20 protein-coding genes are annotated in these 20,713 nt (G+C 72.8%); 13 read left to right on the top strand and 7 right to left on the bottom strand.

Features of this window, described 5'->3' with window-relative positions; all coding sequences use genetic code 11:
- Positions 1-22 precede the first annotated feature (22 nt).
- Positions 23-1,036 (top strand): ketol-acid reductoisomerase, encoded by a 1,014-nt coding sequence (gene ilvC / locus GA0070618_RS03050; protein ID WP_088980264.1) that lies wholly within the window; start codon positions 23-25, stop codon positions 1,034-1,036.
- A 471-nt stretch (positions 1,037-1,507) separates the two neighbouring features.
- Positions 1,508-3,103 (top strand): phosphoglycerate dehydrogenase, encoded by a 1,596-nt coding sequence (gene serA, locus GA0070618_RS03045; RefSeq protein WP_088980263.1) that lies wholly within the window; start codon positions 1,508-1,510, stop codon positions 3,101-3,103.
- Between the two features lie 169 nt (positions 3,104-3,272).
- On the opposite strand, the gene GA0070618_RS03040 is transcribed toward serA, so the two are convergent.
- Positions 3,273-3,677 carry a hypothetical protein gene (locus GA0070618_RS03040; protein WP_231931583.1) on the bottom strand — a complete coding sequence of 135 codons (405 nt, stop codon included), beginning with the start codon at positions 3,675-3,677 and terminating at the stop codon, positions 3,273-3,275.
- A gap of 337 nt (positions 3,678-4,014) precedes the next feature.
- Positions 4,015-4,854, bottom strand: coding sequence for an FAD:protein FMN transferase (locus GA0070618_RS03035; RefSeq protein ID WP_088980262.1), 840 nt, complete (start codon positions 4,852-4,854; stop codon positions 4,015-4,017).
- A 220-nt stretch (positions 4,855-5,074) separates the two neighbouring features.
- Between GA0070618_RS03035 and GA0070618_RS03030 the strand changes: the two genes are divergently transcribed.
- The gene (locus GA0070618_RS03030) at positions 5,075-6,109 is read left to right on the top strand and encodes a 3-isopropylmalate dehydrogenase (RefSeq protein WP_088980261.1); all 1,035 of its coding nucleotides are present in this window, start codon (positions 5,075-5,077) and stop codon (positions 6,107-6,109) included.
- Between the two features lie 161 nt (positions 6,110-6,270).
- Positions 6,271-7,368 (top strand): branched-chain amino acid aminotransferase, encoded by a 1,098-nt coding sequence (locus GA0070618_RS03025; protein WP_088980260.1) that lies wholly within the window; start codon positions 6,271-6,273, stop codon positions 7,366-7,368.
- A 276-nt stretch (positions 7,369-7,644) separates the two neighbouring features.
- Here the strand turns inward: GA0070618_RS03025 and GA0070618_RS03020 are convergent, their stop codons facing one another.
- From GA0070618_RS03020 to GA0070618_RS03005, 4 genes are all read right to left on the bottom strand, one after another.
- On the bottom strand, positions 7,645-8,385 hold the full coding sequence (locus GA0070618_RS03020; protein WP_269148471.1) for a tyrosine-protein phosphatase: 741 nt from the start codon (positions 8,383-8,385) through the stop codon (positions 7,645-7,647).
- A 57-nt stretch (positions 8,386-8,442) separates the two neighbouring features.
- Entirely contained in the window at positions 8,443-8,898 is a 456-nt protein-coding gene (locus GA0070618_RS03015) for a hypothetical protein (protein ID WP_088980258.1), read from the bottom strand.
- Between the two features lie 242 nt (positions 8,899-9,140).
- Complete coding sequence (locus tag GA0070618_RS03010) at positions 9,141-9,671, bottom strand: carboxymuconolactone decarboxylase family protein (RefSeq protein WP_088980257.1); 531 nt, start codon at positions 9,669-9,671, stop codon at positions 9,141-9,143.
- 3 nt (positions 9,672-9,674) lie between these two features.
- A complete protein-coding gene (locus GA0070618_RS03005; RefSeq protein ID WP_088980256.1) occupies positions 9,675-10,229 on the bottom strand; it encodes a peroxiredoxin in 555 nt (184 codons plus the stop codon).
- A gap of 342 nt (positions 10,230-10,571) precedes the next feature.
- Here GA0070618_RS03005 and cimA point away from each other — a divergent pair, with 342 nt between their 5' ends.
- Positions 10,572-12,152, top strand: a complete 1,581-nt coding sequence (gene cimA, locus GA0070618_RS03000; RefSeq protein ID WP_088980255.1) for a citramalate synthase — start codon at positions 10,572-10,574, stop codon at positions 12,150-12,152.
- A gap of 161 nt (positions 12,153-12,313) precedes the next feature.
- Here the strand turns inward: cimA and GA0070618_RS02995 are convergent, their stop codons facing one another.
- Positions 12,314-13,222: an endonuclease/exonuclease/phosphatase family protein gene (locus GA0070618_RS02995; protein ID WP_231931795.1), complete on the bottom strand. Its 909-nt coding sequence runs from the start codon at positions 13,220-13,222 to the stop codon at positions 12,314-12,316.
- A gap of 427 nt (positions 13,223-13,649) precedes the next feature.
- On the opposite strand from GA0070618_RS02995, the gene GA0070618_RS02990 reads away from it, so the two are divergent.
- The 8 genes from GA0070618_RS02990 to GA0070618_RS02955 all read left to right on the top strand — a co-directional run bounded on the left by GA0070618_RS02990 (position 13,650) and on the right by GA0070618_RS02955 (position 20,696).
- Positions 13,650-14,147 carry a hypothetical protein gene (locus GA0070618_RS02990; protein ID WP_088980253.1) on the top strand — a complete coding sequence of 166 codons (498 nt, stop codon included), beginning with the start codon at positions 13,650-13,652 and terminating at the stop codon, positions 14,145-14,147.
- Between the two features lie 195 nt (positions 14,148-14,342).
- Positions 14,343-15,392, top strand: coding sequence for an AAA family ATPase (locus tag GA0070618_RS02985; protein ID WP_088980252.1), 1,050 nt, complete (start codon positions 14,343-14,345; stop codon positions 15,390-15,392).
- Complete coding sequence (locus GA0070618_RS02980; RefSeq protein ID WP_088980251.1) at positions 15,389-16,435, top strand: DUF58 domain-containing protein; 1,047 nt, start codon at positions 15,389-15,391, stop codon at positions 16,433-16,435. Before GA0070618_RS02985 ends, GA0070618_RS02980 begins: the two co-directional genes overlap by 4 nt.
- Positions 16,432-17,391: a VWA domain-containing protein gene (locus tag GA0070618_RS02975; RefSeq protein WP_088980250.1), complete on the top strand. Its 960-nt coding sequence runs from the start codon at positions 16,432-16,434 to the stop codon at positions 17,389-17,391. The genes GA0070618_RS02980 and GA0070618_RS02975 overlap by 4 nt, the downstream gene beginning before the upstream one ends.
- Positions 17,392-17,437: 46 nt before the next feature.
- Complete coding sequence (locus tag GA0070618_RS02970) at positions 17,438-18,298, top strand: S1C family serine protease (protein WP_088980249.1); 861 nt, start codon at positions 17,438-17,440, stop codon at positions 18,296-18,298.
- 72 nt (positions 18,299-18,370) lie between these two features.
- Positions 18,371-18,796 (top strand): alternative ribosome rescue aminoacyl-tRNA hydrolase ArfB, encoded by a 426-nt coding sequence (arfB, locus tag GA0070618_RS02965; protein WP_088980248.1) that lies wholly within the window; start codon positions 18,371-18,373, stop codon positions 18,794-18,796.
- 49 nt (positions 18,797-18,845) lie between these two features.
- Positions 18,846-19,451, top strand: coding sequence for a GNAT family N-acetyltransferase (locus tag GA0070618_RS02960; protein WP_088980247.1), 606 nt, complete (start codon positions 18,846-18,848; stop codon positions 19,449-19,451).
- A 108-nt stretch (positions 19,452-19,559) separates the two neighbouring features.
- Positions 19,560-20,696 (top strand): cellulose binding domain-containing protein, encoded by a 1,137-nt coding sequence (locus tag GA0070618_RS02955; protein ID WP_088980246.1) that lies wholly within the window; start codon positions 19,560-19,562, stop codon positions 20,694-20,696.
- Positions 20,697-20,713 lie beyond the last annotated feature (17 nt).

Below are 20,713 nucleotides of genomic sequence, written 5' to 3'. Positions count from 1 at the left end.
GTCGTACGAAAGGGAAGTTCTCATGAGCGTTGAGGTGTTCTACGACGACGACGCCGACCTGGGCCTGATCCAGGGCCGGAAGGTCGCGGTCATCGGGTACGGCAGCCAGGGCCACGCCCACGCGCTGTCGCTGCGCGACTCCGGCGTCGACGTGGTGATCGGTCTGCCCGAGGGATCGAAGAGCCGGGCCAAGGCCGAGGAGCAGGGGCTGCGGGTGCTGACCCCGGCCGAGGCGTCCGCCGAGGCTGACGTGATCATGATCCTGGCCCCGGACACCGCGCAGCGCAAGCTCTACGCCGAGTCGATCGCCCCGCACCTGAGCGCTGGCAAGGCGCTCTTCTTCGGGCACGGTTTCAACATCCGGTACGGGCTGATCAAGCCCCCGGCCGACGTGGACGTGGCGATGGTCGCCCCGAAGGGCCCGGGTCACCTGGTCCGTCGCCAGTACGTCGACGGCAAGGGCGTGCCCTGCCTCGTCGCCGTCGAGCAGGACCCCTCGGGCAACGCGCTCGCCCTGGCCCTGTCGTACGCGAAGGGCATCGGCGGCAGCCGGGCCGGCGTGATCAAGACCACCTTCAAGGAGGAGACCGAGACCGACCTCTTCGGTGAGCAGGCGGTCCTCTGCGGCGGCGCGTCCGCGCTGGTGCAGACCGGTTTCGAGGTGCTCACCGAGGCCGGGTACGCGCCCGAGGTGGCCTACTTCGAGTGCCTGCACGAGCTGAAGCTGATCGTCGACCTGATGTACGAGGGCGGCATCGCCCGGATGCGCTACAGCATCTCCGACACCGCCGAGTACGGCGACCTGTCCCGGGGCCCGCGCGTCGTCGACGCCCGGGTCAAGGAGGAGATGCGCAAGATCCTGTCCGAGGTCCAGTCCGGCGAGTTCGCCCGCGAGTGGATCGCCGAGGACGAGGCGGGCCGGCCGAACTACCGCAAGTGGCAGGCCGAGGGCGCGGCGCACCCGATCGAGGAGACCGGCCAGAAGCTGCGCGGCATGATGAGCTGGGTCGACCGTCCGATCACCGAGACCGCCTGACCATCCTGACGACCGGTGCCGGATCGCCCGTGACCGGGAGAGGCTGATCACCGGGAGAGACTGATCACGGCGAACGGCCGCGGCCCGCGGTCGTGTTCCGGCACGCCGGCCAGCCCCGTCGACGGCCCGTTCCGTTCGCTGGCGGTGTCGTTCCGTGCGGTGGCGTACCCCGATGCCCTTCTGTGGCGTCGGGGTACGCCACCTGCGCGTTTCCGGGGTCGGGCCGGATCTGGAGGATGGATCGAGCCCGGTCCGGTGTCCGGATGGTGTGTGAGGGCCCTCACCCCGGTCCTTGGGACAGCGGTGGTGGGCAGCGGCCTACCATCGCGGGTAGGTGTTCCCGGCACCCGCGCGCCACCGCGGTAGGTGCTTCCGGGCACCCGCACGGCCCATGGCCCGGTCAAGCACAGGGCGCAGCGTGGCGTCGGAGTCGACGCCGCCGACCCGCTCTGACGATATCTACGAGGACCGATGAATCCTGTCGTACTGATCGCCGAAGAACTCGCTCCCGCCGCCATCGAGGTGCTCGCCCACGACTTCGACGTACGCCACGTCGACGGCACCGACCGTCCGGCGCTGCTCTCCGCCCTCGCCGAGGCCGACGCGGTGATCGTGCGCAGTGCCACCCAGATCGACGCGGAGGCCGTCGCCGCCGCGCCCCGCCTCAAGGTGGTCGCCCGCGCGGGCGTCGGTCTGGACAACGTCGAGGTGCCCGCCGCCACCGCCCGGGGCGTGATGGTGGTCAACGCGCCCACCTCGAACATCGTCTCCGCCGCCGAGCAGGCCGTGGCCCTGCTCCTCGCCGTGGCGCGGAACACCGCCAGCGCCAGCGCGGCGCTCAAGGCGGGGGAGTGGAAGCGGTCGAAGTACACCGGCGTCGAGATCCAGGGCAAGACCGTCGGCGTGGTCGGCCTCGGCCGGATCGGCGTGCTCTTCGCCCAGCGGATCGCCGCCTTCGGCACCCGGCTGATCGCGTACGACCCCTACATCCAGCCGGCCCGCGCGGCCCAGCTCGGGGTCCGTCTGGTCGGGCTGGAGGAGCTGCTCCGGGAGAGCGACTTCATCTCGATCCACCTGCCGAAGACCCCGGAGACGGTCGGCCTGATCGGCGAGAAGGAACTGGCGATCGTCAAGCCGGGCGTGCGGATCGTCAACGCCGCCCGGGGCGGCCTGGTCGACGAGCAGGCGCTCGCCGACGCCATCGCCGAGGGCCGGGTCGCCGGCGCCGGTGTCGACGTGTACGCCAAGGAGCCCTGCACCTCTTCGCCGCTGTTCGCCTTCGACAACGTGGTGGCCACCCCGCACCTGGGCGCCTCCACCCACGAGGCACAGGACAAGGCCGGTCTCGCCGTGGCGAAGAGCGTCAAGCTCGCCCTCCAGGGCGAGTTCGTGCCGGACGCGGTGAACGTCCAGGCCGGCGGCGTGGTCGCCGAGGACGTCCGGCCGCTGCTGCCGCTCGCCGAGAAGCTCGGTCGGGCCTTCACCGCCGTGGCCGGCGGGGTGGCCGCCAGCGTCACCGTCGAGGTGCGCGGCGAGATCGCCAACCACGACGTCTCGGTGCTCAAGCTCGCCGCGACCAAGGGGCTGTTCAGCTCGGTCGTCGAGGAGCAGGTCACCTACGTCAACGCCCCGCACCTCGCCGCCGAGCGCGGCGTCGAGGTGACGCTGACCAGCCAGCCCGAGCCGGACCAGCCGAGCCTGGTCTCCGTCCGGGGCGCGCTGCCCGACGGCCGGACGGTCAGCGTCTCGGGCACCGTCGTCGGCGCTCCCGGCCGGGAGGTCCTGAAGCTGACCGAGGTCGACGGCTTCGACGTGGAGATCGGGGCGGAGGGCATCCTGCTCTTCCTCCGCTACGTCGACCGTCCCGGCGTGGTCGGCACCGTCGGCACGCTGCTCGGCGAGGCCGGCATCAACATCGCGGCCATGCAGGTGGCCCGTCGCGAGGCCGGTGGCGAGACGCTGATGACGCTCACCGTCGACCAGGCGCTCGGCGCGGACCTGCTCACCTCGGCCGCCGAGTCGATCGGCGCGACCGCCGCCTCCGCCGCCGACCTGCGCGACGAGTAGATCCCCGTCCCCGCACACGACGCAGGGGCCCGGCCAGTGGTGGCCGGGCCCCTGCTCGCTGTCGGGCTCGCGTTCGTCGTCCGGTGCTCGTCGTCCGGCCGTCGCCGGCACGCTGGCCCCGGGTTCGAGGCGGTCCGCCGGACGAGGGGACCGTCGCCGCTGACCGGTCCTAGCGGGCGTGGGCGGTGGAGTGGGGGACGGGAAAGGTCGCGTGGTGGGCGGGGGCGGGGGCAGCCGTCGGTGGCGGGTAGACGGAACCGTCCTGGGGGTCGAAGAGCATCAGGCCGTTCTCGGCGGCGAGCCGCTCGATGTCCAGGAGCACCTGGTCCTCACAGGTCGGATAGAGGCTCATCGCCACGTGGTCAGCGGCGGCGTGCAACGGCGTCACCTCCCACGGCGATCCCGGCCCGGGACGGTCCGGGTAGCTGGCGGTGATCGCCCGGTAGAAGGCGACCACCCGGGGGTCGGGATAGCTGTCGACGTGCTGTCCCTGTCGGCACCGTTGCACGGCCGCCCGCACGTCCGCGGGGGAGGCCCCTTCCGGTAGGGCCCACACGCTCAGATCGAAACTCACGGCGGACAGCGTGCCATCCGGTCGACCCGGCGCGTCACCGGACCCCGTGGACCGTCCGGAAAGGAACCCGCAGCGTCATACCAGGACGGTCGGTTGTGGAGACCCTTGCGGCGGCCTACGACGGTTCGCTAGCGTATCCGTGCGGTTACTGACCGAACTCACGGTGTCGACCCGTCTTCGGGTGGCGGTGTCCGGCGTCCGGCCGGTCGGTTCCGTACCCCTCGGATGCGCGAGCCACGCGCACTCGTCGCTGACCGGCTCCCACGGTCGTTGCCGCGCCCGTGGGAGCCGATCGCGGTCGTCCCCACTCGCCAGCCGGTCCGCGCCCCCTGTGGGGTCAGCGCCGGTGGGCGAAGAGCGGCCGGTAGTTCGATCCGTCGCCGAACCAGTCCAGTCCCGCCGGACCGGCGGCGTAGAGGGCGGTGGCGTAGGCGTCGGCGACGGACAGGTCCGGCCCCACCACGGTGGCCGCGGTCATCTGGCGGGCCGGTTCCCCGGTGTGCGGGTCCACCACGTGGTCACGCCGTCCGCTGACCCCGGAGGTGCCGATCGCGCCGGCCGTCATCTCCAGCACCAGCGGGGCACGGTCGCCGTCCGGGTGGAGCACGGCGACCCGCCACGGCCCGCCGTGCGGGGCGTGCCCCCGGACGACCAGGTCCGCGCCGGCGACCACGGCGTAGTCGTCCACACCGGAGGCCCGCAGCCGGGCGGCGGCCCGCTCCACCGCCCATCCGCCGAGCAGGCCCCCCGGGTCGAAGCCGCCGGGCACCGCCCAGGCGTCGAACCAGCCGTCGGTGGCCGCCCGCATCGCGGCGCAGCGGTCGACCAGGTCGGCCAGGGGGGCGTACGACTCGGGGCTGATCTCGCCCCGGCGCAGCCGGGAGACGAGGCTGTGCGGTCGGCCGGGGCCGTAGGTCAGGTCGACGGCCCGTAGTTCGGCGACGGCGTCGCGCAGCGCCTCGCCGACCCCGCGCCGTCCGAGCCACTCCGGGGCGTTCAGCACGAGGGTGTACTCGGCGGTGGAGGTGCGCACGGTGTGCGTGACGGTGAGCCGGTCGGTGGCCACCCCACCCCAGCGATCCAGCAGGCTGCGACCACCGAGCCGCAGGTCGGGACGACGGCTGACGTGGGCGGGCTGGTCCACCCACCGGCTCCGGGTCTGTTCCTCGATCCGCATGTGCCTGCTCCCTCCGGATGGTGCCGCGCCGTCGCCGACCCTCCGTCACGGGCCCCCGTGACCCGTGCGAACCCCACCCTAGGTGGTCGAGTTGACCGGATCATGAATGTCACCTGGAAAGCTGCTGTGCATCCGAGATTCCCATAATATGAGCGCAACGTACCGGGAGGCGGGACGGCGTCGTAACGTACGAGTTCAACGGTGAGCTGAGGAGTGGAACGTGGCGCGGATCGCGGTGGTGGCCGGGGACGGGATCGGACCCGAGGTGGTCGCGCAGGCCCGCAAGGTCGTCGACGCCGTCCTTCCCGGCGTCGTGGAGGCCACCGAGTACGACCTCGGCGCCGCCCGCTACCACCGCACCGGCGAGGTGCTGCCGGACTCGGTCCTGACCGAGCTGGCCGGGCACGACGCGATCCTGCTCGGCGCGGTCGGCGATCCGACCGTCCCGCCGGGCGTGCTGGAGCGCGGCCTGCTGCTCAAGCTCCGTTTCGCCTTCGACCAGTACGTCAACCTCCGCCCGTCCCGGCTCTGGCCCGGCGTGACCGGCCCGCTCGCCACCGTCAAGCCGGGCGAGGTCGACCTGGTGGTGGTCCGGGAGGGCACCGAGGGGCTCTACGCCGGCGCGGGCGGCTCGCTGCACCGGGACACCCCCGCCGAGGTGGCCACCGAGGAGAGCCTGAACACCCGGCACGGCGTGGAGCGGGTGATCCGGGACGCGTTCGCCCGGGCGGGGCGCCGGGAGCGCCGCAAGGTGACCCTGGTGCACAAGACCAACGTGCTCACCCACGCCGGGTCGCTCTGGGCCCGCGCCTTCGCGGCGGTCGCCGCCGAGCACCCCGACGTGACCACCGAGTACCAGCACGTGGACGCCGCCGCGATGTTCCTGGTCACCCAGCCGCAGCGGTACGACGTGGTGGTCACCGACAACCTCTTCGGCGACATCCTGACCGACATCGCCGCTGCCGTCACCGGCGGCATCGGGCTGGCCGCCAGCGGCTGCATCAACCCCGAGGGGCGCTACCCCTCGATGTTCGAACCGGTGCACGGCTCGGCCCCGGACATCGCCGGCAAGGGCCTCGCCGACCCGGTGGCCGCCGTGCTCTCCGCCGCGCTGCTGCTGGAGCAGCTCGGCCACTCCGACGCCGCCAACCGGGTGACCGAGGCGGTCGCCAGCGAGCTGGCGAACCGGGCGCCGGGCGTACCGCTGCGCACCGACGAGGTCGGCGACCGTCTGGCCGAGTACGCCGCGGGCTGACCGCCCGCTCAGCCCGCCACCCGGACGGCCCGGCGTCACGGTACGTAGCGCCGGCCCGTTGGCCGGCCCTCCCGCGCAACGGCCGTTCGGGGTAAGTTCCACTGCACCAGTCCTTCGGCATGCGCTCCGGCATGCCGTGCCGTCCCAGGGAGGTCAGCGCGATGAGCGGTGGTGACAAGCTCGAATTCGAGATCCGTCGGAACCCCGCGCCCGTATCCGCCGCCGACCGGGCCGCCCTGCTGGTCGACCCCGGGTTCGGCCGGGTCTTCACCGACCACATGGTCACGATCCGCTACGCGGAGGACAAGGGCTGGTACGACGCCCGCGTCGAGGCCCGCGCGCCGATCCCGATGGACCCGGCCAGTGCCGTACTGCACTACGCGCAGGAGATCTTCGAGGGGCTCAAGGCGTACCGCACCGCCGACGGTGGGGTGACGCTCTTCCGGCCGGAGGCCAACGCCGACCGGTTCGTCACCTCGGCCGAGCGGCTGGCCATGCCCCCGCTGCCGCCGGAGGCGTTCCTCGACTCGCTGCACCGGCTGATCGAGATCGACCGGGAGTGGATCCCGTCCGGTGAGGACGGCAGCCTCTACCTGCGGCCGTTCATGTTCGCCAGTGAGGTCTTCCTCGGGGTCCGGCCGGCCCGGGAATACCTCTACGTCCTGATCGCCGCCCCGGTCGGGGCGTACTTCTCCGGCGGGGTCAAGCCGGTCAAGGTCTGGATCTCCCCGGACTACACCCGGGCGGCGCCGGGTGGCACCGGCGCGGCGAAGTGCGGCGGGAACTACGCGGCCTCGCTGGCCGCGCAGGCCGAGGCGATCGAGCACGGCTGTGAGCAGGTGGTCTTCCTGGACGCCGTCGAGCGGCGCTTCGTCGACGAACTGGGCGGCATGAACGTCTTCTTCGTCTACGACGACGGCACGCTGGTCACCCCGCCGCTGACCGGCACCATACTGCCGGGCATCACCCGCGAGTCGGTGCTGACGCTGGCCACCGAGGCCGGCCTGACCGTGCAGGAGCGGTCGGTCAGCTTCGCCGACTGGCAGGCCGACGCGGCGAGCGGGCGGCTGCGCGAGGTCTTCGCCTGTGGCACGGCCGCCGTGATCACGCCGATCGGGCACGTCCGCTTCCCGGACGGCGAGTTCGTCATCGGGGCGGGGGAGCCCGGCCGGGTCACCATGGGGCTGCGCCAGCAGCTCGTCGACCTCCAGCGCGGCGTGGCCGCCGACCCGTACGGCTGGGTCCGTCGGGTGCTCTGACCCGTCGGCGGGATCGCGGTCCCGCCCGCTGTGGCGTGCCGGGGGTGATGTCCGATATCGGACATCACCCCCGGGATGTCGCTGTTTCAGCCGGTAGCAGCTCTGTTCACTTTCCGTGACCGGTGCGGCGGACTACCGGGCGTCATCCATGGTGACCTATCTTGCTGACGCAGAACCGTTTGCGTCATAGGGAGTCAGCATGTCGGCAGTTCTCGGTCACCGCGTGAGCCACCTCCGGTCCTGGGCGGGCCCCCGGGGGCGGCTCCACCCGGCGGGTCACTCCAGCAGGTGAGCCCGGAGAGCGTCGAACTGCGCGTCGGCCAGCCCGGCGTGGCGGAGGTACCCCTCGACGGACCCGTGCCGGTCGCGCAGCTCGTCGAGGAAGAGCGGCATCGCCTCGGCCGGTGAGGCGAGGAACGGCGCGGGTGGATCCGCCGCCTCGGGCATGCTGGCCGCGAGCCAGGCGCTGAACCGGGCCGACGCCTCGGTGCTCAGCGCGTAGTCGGCGGCGATGTCCGTGTCGCTCACCCCGAGCAACGCCAGGGTCAGCGCGCAGACGATGCCGGTGCGGTCCTTGCCGGCCACGCAGTGCACCACCACCGGGGCGTTCTCGGCGTCGGCGATCAGGCCGACCGCCTCGGCCAGCCCGGCCGCGCCGGTGGTGGCCAGGGCGACGTACCGGTCGACCAGGAAGCCGGCGAGGCTGGTCGCCGGGTCGTACATCTGCTCGGCCCAGGACCGGTGTTCCGGGTGGATGTTGCGGTAGGCGAGCCCGTCGTACGCCGGCACCCGGCCGTCCCGGGCCACCTCGGACGGTCGACGCAGGTCGACCACCGTCCGGACGCCGAGCGCGGCGAACGCCGCCCGATCGGTCTCGTCGACCCGGTGCAGGGAGTCGGAGCGGTAGAGCCGCCCCCACCGTACGGTGCGTCCGTCGTGGCCTCGGTAGCCGCCGACGTCACGGAAGTTGAACATCGCGGAGAACGGGATTCGTCGATTCGCTCCAGGGGTGTCCACCTCGACACGCTAACGGCCGGCGGGGCGGAACCCCACCGGCCGTCACGACGTGGTCACCTACCGGGCGGTGCCCGGTGGCACGGGCGCGTACGTGTCGTCGTAGTAGCCGCCCAGCCGGTCCCGGTACGCCGGGTCGGTGTCGGTCTCGTCGTACTCGGGAGCGGCCCGGACCTGGTCGCGGGTCCGGTCGACGAACACCGTGCGGACATCGTGGTCGACGTGGTTGACCGTGCCGGCCGGGAGCATCACCTTCCGGCCGAAGATCCAGGGGCCGGTGTCCACCACCAGGTAACTGGCGTTGACGTCGTGACTCGCCTCGTCGATCTTCCCGATCGACCCGTCGGTCGCCTTGACGTGGTAGCCGGTCAGGTCGGTGTCGGTGACCCCGGCCTCGTCCCGGTAGCGCCAGGGGTCGAAGGCACCGGCGGGCGCGCCGCCCGCGAAGGCGCCCTGCCCGTCGTCGGTCACCGGCTTCGGTGAGGCGTGCGCCGCGCCCGGATCGAGCCTGTCCATTCCACGGCCCTCCTGCCTCGACTGCGTCGTATCGGGGATGCTGTCCGGTCAGGACTCCTCGTACCCCCTGGTCGCGGTCGCACACCTGCCGGCCGGTACCGGGGGGCCGGAGTCGCCGGTCCGCGCACCGGCGGAGTCGGCTTGCCGGAGGCGTCCCGGTCGCGGGAGCCGCCGGAAACGACGCGACCGGGGCCGTCCGTCGGTGGGACGGCCCCGGTCGGAGTGCCGGTGGACGCAGGGCGTCAGCCCAGCGCGGCCTCGGCGTCCAGCGCCACCGCGGCGGCGTGCACCACGGCGGCGATCCGCAGCCCCTCGTGCACCTGCTCCCGGGTGAACCCGGCCCCGCGCAGGGTCTTCTCGTGCGACTCCAGGCACACCCCGCACCCGGTGATCGCCGACACCGCCAGGCACCAGAGCTCGAAGTCGCCCTTGTCCACGCCGGGCCTCGCGATGATCTGCATCCGCAGCCGGGCCGGGATCGAGGCGTACGACTCGTCGCCGATCAGGTGCTTGGACCGGTAGTAGACGTTGTTCATCGCCATGATCGTGGCCGCGCCCTTGGCCGCCTCGACCGCCTCCGGCTTGAGGTGGTCGGCCGCCTCGGCCGCGATCTCGCGCAGCACCACCGGGTTACGGGCGGCCACCGCGCAGGCCAGCGCGGTGCCCCAGGCCTGGAGCGGGCTCAGGGTCGAGGTGCCGACGGTGGACCCGAGGTTGAGCTTGATGTCCTTGGCGTACTCCGGCAGAGCCGCCTTGATCGCGTCGAGGCCCATCGGTCAGGCCCCGGCCATCAGCTTGGTGGCGTCCAGGGTGTCGGCGCCCTTGTTCCAGTTGCACGGGCACAGCTCGTCGGTCTGGAGGGCGTCGAGCACCCGCAGCACCTCGGAGACGTTCCGGCCGACCGAGCCGGCGGTGACCATGGCGAACTGGATCTCGTTGTTCGGGTCGACGATGAAGGTGGCCCGCTGGGCCACGCCGTCCTCGCCGAGCACGCCGCAGGCCTCGGTCAGCTCGCGCTTGATGTCGCTGAGCATCGGGAAGGGCAGCTCCCGCAGATCCGGGTGGTCCTTGCGCCAGGCGTAGTGGACGAACTCGTTGTCGACGGAGACGCCGAGGACCTGGGCGTCGCGGTCGGCGAACTCGCCGTTGAGCCGGCCGAACTCGGCGATCTCGGTGGGACAGATGAAGGTGAAGTCCTTCGGCCAGAAGAAGACGACCCGCCACTGGCCCTGGTGCGACTTGTGGTGGATCGTCTCGAACGCCTTGTCGGCCTCCAGGGAGACGCAGGCGGTGAGTTCGTACTCCGGGAAGCTGTCACCGACGGTGAGCACAGGTCCTCCTTGACGAGTGGCACGGGGCCGTAACTGGACTGGTTCCAGATATTGCCCCAACCCCGTAACGCCCAGGTGGCGGCCGGGTTACTTGTGAAGTCGATCACCGATCGCGTGTTCCGGCGACGTGTTGGCCTGCGGTCCGCCAGCGCAACCCTCCGCCACCGGTTGTCCCGAGATGTGGATTTCTCCTCCCAGATCCGGGCCGCGGGTGGCAGAGTACGGAACGTGACCAGCACCGCCCTGCTTATTGGCACCTAGCGCGCCGGCAACCCTCCGCCGAGCGCGCAGACCTCCCGCACCCCGCGGGGGGTCTTTTTGTTGGTTCCAGAAAGGTCTCCCATGACGTACCAGGTCTACGACACGACGTTGCGCGACGGTGCCCAGCGCGAGGGAATCAGCTACTCCGTGGTCGACAAGCTCGCCGTGGCCCGGCTGCTCGACGAGTTCGGCGTCGGCTTCATCGAGGGCGGCTGGCCGGGCGCGGTGCCCAAGGACACCGAGTTCTTCCGCCGGGCCCGTACCGAGCTCGACCTGCGTCATGCGCTGCTGGTCGCGTTCGGCGCCACCCGCAAGGCCGGGGTCGCGGTCGCCGACGACCCGCAGGTGCGCGCCCTGCTCGACGCCGAGACCCCGGCGATCGCGCTGGTCGCCAAGGCGGACCTGCGGCACGTCGAGCGGGCGCTGCGGACCACCCCGGCCGAGAACCTGGCCATGATCCGGGACACGGTGGCCCACCTGGTCGCGGAGGGACGCCGGGTCTTCGTCGACGGGGAGCACTTCTTCGACGGCTACCGCGCCGACCCGGCGTACGGGGCGGCGGTGGTGGAGACGGCGCTCGACGCCGGAGCCGAGGTGATGGTGCTCTGCGACACCAACGGGGGCATGCTGCCCTCCCAGGTGACCGCCGCCATCGCCGACCTGACCGCCCGCACCGGCGTCGGACCGGAGCGGCTCGGCATCCACTGCCAGAACGACACCGCCTGCGCGGTCGCCAACACCATCGCCGCCGTCGAGGCCGGGGTCCGCCACTTCCAGGGCACCGCCAACGGCTACGGCGAACGCCCCGGCAACGCCGACATCTTCGCCGTCGTCGCCAACCTCCAGCTCAAGCTCGGGATCCCGGTCCTACCGGACGGGTGCCTCGAGCAGATGGTGCGCGTCTCGCACGCCATCGCCGAGATCGCGAACATCGCCCCCGACACCCACCAGGCGTACGCCGGGGCCGCGGCCTTCGCCCACAAGGCGGGGCTGCACGCGAGCGCGATCAAGGTGGATCCGCTGCTCTACAACCACGTGGACCCCGCAGTGGTGGGGAACGACATGCGGATCCTGGTCACCGAGATGGCCGGCCGGGCCAGCATCGAGCTCAAGAGTCGTGAGCTGGGTCTGGACCTGGCCGGCCGTCCGGAGACGCTCTCCCGGGTCACCAACCGGGTCAAGGAACTGGAAGCCGGCGGCTGGTCCTTCGAGGCCGCGGACGCCTCGTTCGAGTTGCTGGTCCGCTCCGAGCTGCCGGACCGCGCCCCGGCGAAGCCGTTCACCCTGGAGTCGTACCGGGTGATCGTCGAGCACCGGGAGGACGGCGCGGTGGTCTCCGAGGCGACCGTGAAGATCCGGGTACGCGGGGAGCGGGTGATCGCCACCGCCGAGGGGAACGGTCCGGTCAACGCCCTGGACGAGGCGCTGCGCGCCGGGCTGGCCCGGCACTACCCGGAGCTGCGCGACTTCGGGCTGGCCGACTACAAGGTCCGCATCCTGGAGGGGAGCCAGGGCACCGGCGCGGTCACCCGGGTCCTGGTCGAGACCACCGGTGCCGGTCGGGACTGGACCACCGTCGGCGTGCACCCCAATGTCGTCGAGGCGAGCTGGCACGCCCTGGTCGACGCGCTCACCTACGGCCTCGACCGCGCCCACGTCTGATCCCGCTCGCCGGCCGCGCCTGGCGGCCCACCCGGCGGACCCGGTGGGCGGGGGTCGGGGTGGGGTGGGGTGGGGGTGGGCTGGGGTGGTAGCAGGGGCCCCCTGCACGTCAAAAAGCGGTAACAGGGGACCCCTGCTACCACCCGGGCCGGTGCCCCGGTTCAGGCGGCGCGGGGCAGGCGCAGTTCGGCCAGGACGGTGCGGTGGTCGCTGCCCGGCAGCGCGCGCACCGTCACCGCGTGCACCGCGATCCGCCGGTCGACCAGCACGTGGTCGATGGTGACCGGCGGGATCGGGTCGCCGTCGTACGGTCCCCAGGTGCCCGTCAGCCCGGCCCCGACCGCGTCCGCCGCGTCGACGTACCCGGTGGCGAGCAGGTCCCGCAGGAGGGCGTGGTCCAGGGTGGCGTTGAAGTCCCCGGCGAGGACGGACAACTGCCCGTCCGGCGTCGCCGGGGGCTGGGCCGCGAGGTCGGTCCGCCAGTCCGGCACCACCGACGGGGAGTGTGGGGCGGCCGGGTGCGCCGACTCGATCCGTACCGGGGGCGCGCCGGGCACGGCGAGGGTGCCGTACGCCTGGCTGAAGCCGAAGCCGACGTTGCGCCGGATCCCGGTCGCGGTGAGCGGGAAGCGCGTGTAGAGCCCGGATCCCGTGGTGCCCACCTCGGGGTTGAGCTCGCGGTACGGCAGCAGCCCGGCCATGCCGAGCCGGTCGAGTTCGGCCTGCGCGTCGGGGGTGAACTCCTGCACCGCCAGCACGTCCACATCCCCGGTCCGGACCAGGTCGACCAGTCGCCGGGCGTCGCCCGCGCCGGCCAGCAGGTTGGCGGTGAGCACCCGCAGGGCCGGTCCGTCGGCGGCCGGCTGGCCGCTGGGCAGGGCCCGGGGCGCGACCACGGCCACCAGGGCCAGCGCGGTCAGGGCCGCGACCAGGGCGGGACCCCACCGCCGCAGGGCGAGCGTCAGCACCAGGGGCAGCAGGGCGCCGGCCGCCACGTACGGCGTGAAAGCCACCGCCTGCACCAGCGCGCCCCGTTCCAGGCCGGGTAGGCGGACGGCCGCGAAGGCCAGCCCCGGTGCGACGGCGAGCCAGCAGAGTGCGGTGCCGTGGCGTCGCGCCCCGGTCGTCGGTCGGTCCTCGGCGCGTACGGTCACCCCGACACGCTAGCCGCCCCGGTTTCCCTCTCCGTCGGCACCCGGTTTGGTGAACAGCTTTCTGTTTCGCTCTCCGCTGTTCGCAGGCGCGCCGGAGAGGGTGACCGAAGTCCTGCTAGGGCATTGACTCTGCGCTTTTTGCGGTGCTACTTTCCTGTGTGGTTACAGCCGACACTCTCCGTAGTTTTACCAGTTCAGGCTGGGTGTAAATCCGAGGAATCTTGCTCGCGTGGGGTCGTCTGACGCAATTTTTCCGACCTTTTGATCCGGTAACAATCCGCCCCGTTGATGGCGGGACGGTTCCATTCACCTCGCTCGAAAATCGAAGCAAGGGAGACCTGTCATGGCCAAATTGTTCTCACGCAAGGCGGTCGCGGTGACCGTCGCCGTGTTGGGGCTGACCCTCGCCGGAGGGGGGATCGCCGTCGCCCAGCCGACCGAGAGCAACGGCGCCCAGCCGGTGGCTCAGCAGGGCCAGCAGCCGCCGCTGACGCCGGAGTCGGCCCGGAAGGCGCGGGAGGCGCTGAAACAGGACGCGGGCACGCTCGCCACCACCGTCTCCTTCGCCGTCGTCGGGTCGAACGGCGTCCTGGCCCGGGGGCTGGACGTGGTCTCGGTGACCCGGTACGGCACCGGGCAGTACGAGGTGATCTTCAACCGGGTCGTCTCCCGTGGCGCCTACGTGGCCACCATCGGCGACTCTGCCAACTGCTGCATCCCGTTTGGCGGCGAAGTCTCCGTGGCGCCCCGGCTGGGCACGCCGAACGGGGTCTTCGTCCAGACCCGCAACTCCATCGGTACCGTCGCCGACCGGCCCTTCCACCTGCACGTGGCGGGCTGACCGCGGCACGGCGTCGGGTGGCCGGGAAGCCGGCCACCCGACCGGCGTCGGCCCCCGCGCGCCACGGGGGCCGACGCCGCCGGCCGTCGGACCCGGGTGTCGGGCGACGAATGGCGTCCCGTTAGAGGGGAAAAAGGCAGGTTAGCGGCTGAAATTCCGACGTTTGTCGTAGCGGTGCCTCGGGAAGCAAGCACCGTGACGGACATCTCGGACACCCTGGCCAGCGTGCCCACCCCGGACGTTCCCGCCGCGCCCGGCGTCGAGTTGGAACAGATCCTCCACGAGGTCAAACGTGTGATCGTCGGGCAGGACCGACTCGTCGACCGCCTGCTCACCGCTCTCGTGGCGGACGGACACTGCCTGCTCGAAGGCGTACCCGGAGTGGCCAAGACCCTGGCCGCGCAAACCCTCGCCACCGTGGTCGGCGGCACCTTCTCCCGGATCCAGTTCACGCCCGACCTGGTTCCCTCGGACATCGTCGGGACCCGGATCTACCGCGCCTCCCAGGAGACCTTCGACGTCGAACTCGGCCCGGTCATGGCCAACCTGGTCCTCGCCGACGAGATCAACCGCGCGCCGGCCAAGGTGCAGTCGGCGCTGCTGGAGGCGATGGCCGAACGACAGGTCTCCATCGGCGGACGCACCTTCGGCGTACCCGAACCGTTCCTGGTGCTCGCCACCCAGAACCCGATCGAGTCCGAGGGCGTGTATCCGCTGCCCGAGGCGCAGCGGGACCGCTTCCTCATGAAGGTGGTCGTCGACTACCCGGACGACGCCGACGAACTGGCCATCCTCTACCGGATGAGCACCGACCGGCCGTGTCCCCGCCGGGTGCTCGACCCGCTGCGACTGCGTGCCCTCCAGAGCCGGGCCCGGGACGTCTTCGTGCACCACGCCCTCGCCGAGTACGTCGTCCGGCTCATCCTCGCCACCCGCGACCCGGGGCGCTTCGGCCTGCCCGGGCTCGCCCCCATGCTCGCCTACGGGGCGAGCCCCCGCGCCACCCTCGGCCTGGTCGCCGCCGCCCGCGCCCAGGCCCTGCTGCGCGGTCGCGACCACGTCCTCCCCGAGGACGTCCGGGAACTGGCGGTGGACGTGCTCGCCCACCGGCTGGTGCTCTCCTTCGACGCGGTCGCCGACGGGGTGTCCGCCGAGGCGCTGGTCCACCGGCTCGTCGAGGCCGTACCCCCGCCCCGGATCGCCCCCGGTCACCGACCGGTCACCACCGACCTGGCGGCGGCATGAGGAGGGTCCACCGCCTCCCGGACCGGGTGGCCTCCCCGCAGCGTGACCCGGGACTGGCCGAACTCACCCCGGACCAGCGACTGCGCCGGCTGGAACTGACCGTCACGCGCAGGCTGGACGGACTGCTGCACGGCCAGCACCGGGGCCTGCTCCCCGGGCCGGGCAGCGAGGCCGCCGGCAGCCGGGAGTACCGCCCCGGCGAGGACGAGGTACGCCGGATGGACTGGGCGGTCACCGCCCGCACCGCCGTGCCGCACGTCCGGCAGGTCGACGCCGACCGGGAACTGACCACCTGGCTGCTGGTGGACGCCAGTCCGAGCATGGAGTTCGGCACCGCCGACCTGGACAAGCGGGAACTGGCGGTGGCCGCCGTCGCGGCGGTCGGTTTCCTCACCGCCGGTGCCGGCAACCGACTCGGCGCCCAGGTGCTCACCCGGGACGGGGTGCGCCGGTTCCCCGCCCGGTGCGGACGCCAGCACCTGGTCAACCTGCTCCGGGCCCTGCTCACCGCCCCGCGCGGCGACCGGACCGCCGCCGGCGCGCCGGCGGACGCCACAGCGGACGCCGCATCGTCGCTGGCCGGGGCGCTGACCTCGGTGCACCGCCTCGCGTCCCGCCGGGGGCTGGTCGTGGTGGTCTCCGACTTCCTCGACACCCTTCCCGACCACCCCCAGGCCGAGGCCGGGTGGGAACCGCAGCTGCGTCGGCTCGCCGCCCGGCACCAGGTGCTCGCCGTCGAGGTGACCGACCCGCGCGAACTGGAGCTTCCGGACGTCGGACTGGTCACCCTGGTCGATCCGGAGACCGGACGGCGCCGCGAGGTGTGGACGGGCGACCCGGTGCTGCGGGCTCGGTTCGCCCAGGCGGCGGCGGCCCAACGGGAACAGGTACGTCAGGCGCTGCGCCGGAGCGGGGCGACGCACCTGGCGCTCCGGACCGACCGGGACTGGGGCGCGGACATTGTCCGGCACGTGCACGCCCAGCGTCGCCTGGCTCTCGTCCCGGCCGGTCGCGGCGCCCGGACCGGGGGAGGTGGCGCATGATCTGGCAGTCCCCGATCCGGCTCTGGTTGCTGCTCGGCGTGCTCGCGCTGCTCGTGGCGTACGTGCTGGCCCAGCGTCGGCACAGCCGGTACGCCGTACGGTTCACCAACCTGCGCCTGCTCGACCGGGTCGCGCCGCAGCGGCCGACCTGGCGGCGGCACCTGCCGGCCGGGCTCTTCCTGGCCATGCTGGCGCTGCTGGTGGTCGGGTTCGCCCGGCCGACCGACGAGGTCCGGGTGCCCCGGGAACGGGCCACCGTGATGGTGGCGGTGGACGTCTCCACCTCGATGCTCGCCACCGACGTCGACCCGGACCGGTTGACCGCCGCGAAGCAGGCGGCCCGGCGCTTCGTCGACGGCCTGCCCGAGGAGTTCAACGTCGGGCTGGTCGCCTTCGCCGGCAGCGCCGCCGTGCTGGTCCCGCCGGGCACCGACCGGGAGGCGCTGCACGAGGGGATCGAACGGCTGGTCGAGGGGGCCACCGGGGTCCAGGGCACCGCGATCGGCGAGGCGATCAACACCTCCCTCGGCGCGGTCCGGGCGCTGGACAGCCGGGCGGCGACGGATCCGCCGCCGGCCCGGATCATCCTCCTCTCCGACGGCGCGAACACCTCGGGCAAGGACCCGATCGAGGCGGCCGGGGACGCGGTGTCGGCGAAGGTGCCGGTGCACGCCATCTCGTTCGGCACCCCGAGCGGGTTCGTGGACCGGGGCGGGCGGCCGATCCAGGTGCCGGTCGACGGACAGACCCTGCGCGCGGTCGCCGAGGAGACCGGTGGCGGCTTCCACGAGGCCACCACGAGCGACGAGCTGCGCGCCGTCTACGAGGACATCGGCACCTCGGTCGGTTACCGGACGGTGCGGCAGGACGTGTCGGCCCGCTTCATCGGGCTGGGTCTGATCCTCGCCATGGGCGCGGCGGCCGGCTCGATGCGCTGGTTCTCCCGCCTGCCCTGACCGGCCAGACGACGGCAAGAGCGGACTCAACGTGAGGAGCGTACGTATGGCGGTGCAGACCGGACTCGGCGAGCCGCGCGGACCCTGGTTCGTCTCACCCGAACTGGACCCGGACGGGCGTCCCCGAGACGGCGTACCCGCGACCGGGCCGCGACCCGGTCCGCACGGTCCGGGCCGGCTGCTCGTCGCCGCGGCGGCGGTGGTGGCCCTCTCCACCGCCTCCGGCGCGGTGGCCGGCGCCTGGGCGGCCAACCTGGACGAGCTGGCCGATCCGCCGGCGGCCTCGGCCGCGCCGGTACCGGCGGAACTGGTCACCGCCGCCGAGCGGACCGTGCCCGGGGTGGTGTCGGTGCTGGCCGGCGACGGCCGGGGCCGGGGGGCGACCGGCTCCGGGTTCGCGGTGGACGACCAGCAGCACATCGTGACCAACGACCACATCCTGGTCCGGGGCGGCGGGACGGTGGCCGTGGAACTGCCCGACGGCCGGCGCGTGCCGGCGCAGGTGGTCGGCCGCGAGCCGCGCAGCGACCTGGCCGTGCTGCGGGTGCCGGCGTCCGCCGGACTGGCCCCGCTGCCGCTGGCGAAGCCGGGCTCCACCCGGGTCGGCGAGCCGGTACTGGCCGTCGGCTCCCCACTCGGCCTCTCCGGCACCGTGACCGCCGGCATCGTCAGCGCCCTGGACCGTGAGGTACGGCTCGGCGACAACCGGCACACGGCGGTGCAGACCGACGCCTCGATCAATCCCGGGAACTCGGGCGGGCCGCTGGTCAACGCCCGGGGCGAGGTGGTCGGGGTGAACACCGCGATCGCCACCATCGACGGCAACGGCTCGATCGGCATCGGTTTCGCCATCCCCATCGACCAGGTCCAGCAGACCGCCGACACGATCATCGGCCGGGGCGGCTGACCACGGCTGGACGGACCGGGCAGGGCCGAATTGGGCAGGCGCGCCCGCCGTGCCGGGCACTAGCCTCGGGACATGGACGACGGACTGCGGGTGACGGACCGACTGGTGGTGCCCGGCGCGGAACTGCGGGAGCGGTTCTCCCGGTCGTCCGGGCCGGGCGGGCAGGGCGTCAACACCACCGACTCGCGGGTCGAGTTGAGCTTCGACCTCGCCGCCTCGCCGAGTCTCCCGCCGCACCTGCGCGAGCGGGCCCTCCAGCGGCTCGCCGGACGGCTGGTCGACGGGGTCCTGACCGTGGCCGCCAGCGAACACCGGGCGCAACTGGCCAATCGGGAGGCGGCCCGCGAACGGCTGGCCGCGCTGCTGCGCGAGGCGGTCGCCGCCCCGCCACCGCCCCGCCGGCCGACCCGCCCCTCCCGGGCCGCCAAGCAGCGTCGCCTGGACGAGAAGAAGCGCCGCTCCCAGGTCAAACGCAACCGCCGGACGGACGGCGACTGACCGGGGAAATCTGGTTGGCCGGCGGTACGGCGACGGCGAGGATCGGCGGATGCCCACCGAGCCGGCGTCCAACGCGTCCCACCATGTCCCCGACTTCGCCGACAAACCCACGCTGACCGGGGAGCGGGTGCTGCTGCGTCCCTTCCGCGACGACGACCTGCCCGCGCTGCGGGCGGCCCTGGCCGATCCGGAGGTGATCCGGCTGACCGGCAGCGTCGGCGTCGCGCACGACGAGGAGCACCTGCGCCGGTGGTACGCCAGCCGCAACGCGCAGACCGACCGGCTCGACCTGGCGGTGGTGGACCGGGCGACCGGAACGTGTGTCGGTGAGGTGGTGCTCAACCAGTGGGACGCGCACAACCGCAGCTGCAACTTCCGCACCCTCATCGGCCCCGCCGGGCGGGACCGTGGGCTCGGCACCGAGGCGGTGCGCCTCGTCGTCGGCCACGGCTTCGAGCGGCTCGGCCTGCACCGGATCTCGCTGGAGGTCTACCACCTCAACCCCCGGGCGCGCCGGGTCTACGAGAAGGTCGGCTTCGTCGCCGAGGGCGTGCTGCGGGACGCGTTGCGGGACGGCGACCGCTGGGTGGACGCGACGGTCATGTCCGTCCTGGCTCCCGAGTGGGCGGTGCACCGGGGGCACCCGGAGCACTGACGAAACCGCCGCCGGACGTTGAGCGTGGGCCGGCTTTCTGGTGGAATCTCTCCGGGAGCACAGGGCCGTCACCGTACGTTCACGTCACGTGACAGGAGTCCCTCCACCATGCTCCGAAGGCCGTTTCTTCCTGCCCTGCTCGCGGCTCTCGCCGCCGTTCCGCTCGCCCTGGTGCTCGGCCTGGTCACCGGGTCGCCCGCCCGGCCGGCCGTCGCCGCGTCACCGGTGCGTGTCATGCCGCTCGGCGACTCGATCACCGGTTCGCCCGGCTGCTGGCGGTCCATCCTCTGGAACCGCCTCCAGTCCACCGGCCACACCGACGTGGACTTCGTCGGCACCCTCGGCCCGCAGGGCTGCGGTCAGCCGCACGACGGTGACAACGAGGGCCACGGCGGTTACCTGGTGACCAACGTCGCCAACCAGAACCTGTTGCCCGGCTGGCTCGCCGCCACCCGTCCCGACATCGTGCTGATGCACTTCGGCACCAACGACGTGTGGAGCAACATCCCGCCGGCGACCATCCTGGCCGCGTACTCCCGGCTGGTGGACCAGATGCGGGAGAGCAACCCCGGGATGCGGGTGCTGGTCGCGAAGATCATCCCGATGGCTCCGCCGACCTGCGCCGAGTGCGGGCAGCGGGTGGTGGCCCTCAACGCCGCGATCGACGGCTGGGCGGCGGGGAAGACCACCGCGCGCTCCCCGGTCGTGGTGGTCGACCAGTGGACGGGCTTCAGCACCGCCACGGACACCTACGACGGGGTGCACCCCAACGCCGCCGGTGACCAGAAGATGTCCGACCGCTGGTTCCCGCCGCTGGCCGCCGCCCTCGCCGACGTCACTCCCGGCCCGACCGCGACGCCGACGGCGAGCCCGACCGGTACCCCGACCCCGACCGTCAGTCCGACCGCCACGCCGACCCCGACCGCCACGCCGCCCCCGGGCGCCGGGTGCAGCGCGGGCTACCGGGTCGTCGGGCAGTGGCCGGGCGGGTTCCAGGGCGAGGTGACGGTCCGCAGCACCGGATCCGCCGCCACCAGCGGGTGGAGGGTGACCTTCGCCCTGCCCGACGGCCAGCGGATCAGCCAGGCGTGGAACGCCGACCTGACCCAGACCGGCGCGACGGTGACCGCCCGCGACGTGGGCTGGAACGGCGCTCTCGCCCCCGGTGCCGAGGCGACCTTCGGTTTCCTGGGCGGTGCCACCGGCACCCCGGCCGTACCCGCGGTGACCTGCACGGCGGCCTGAGCGCAGCGGGCCCCGCC

This window comes from Micromonospora echinospora, from assembly GCF_900091495.1.
GTDB classification, from domain to species: domain Bacteria; phylum Actinomycetota; class Actinomycetes; order Mycobacteriales; family Micromonosporaceae; genus Micromonospora; species Micromonospora echinospora.
This window is presented reverse-complemented; position numbering and strand designations above follow the sequence as displayed.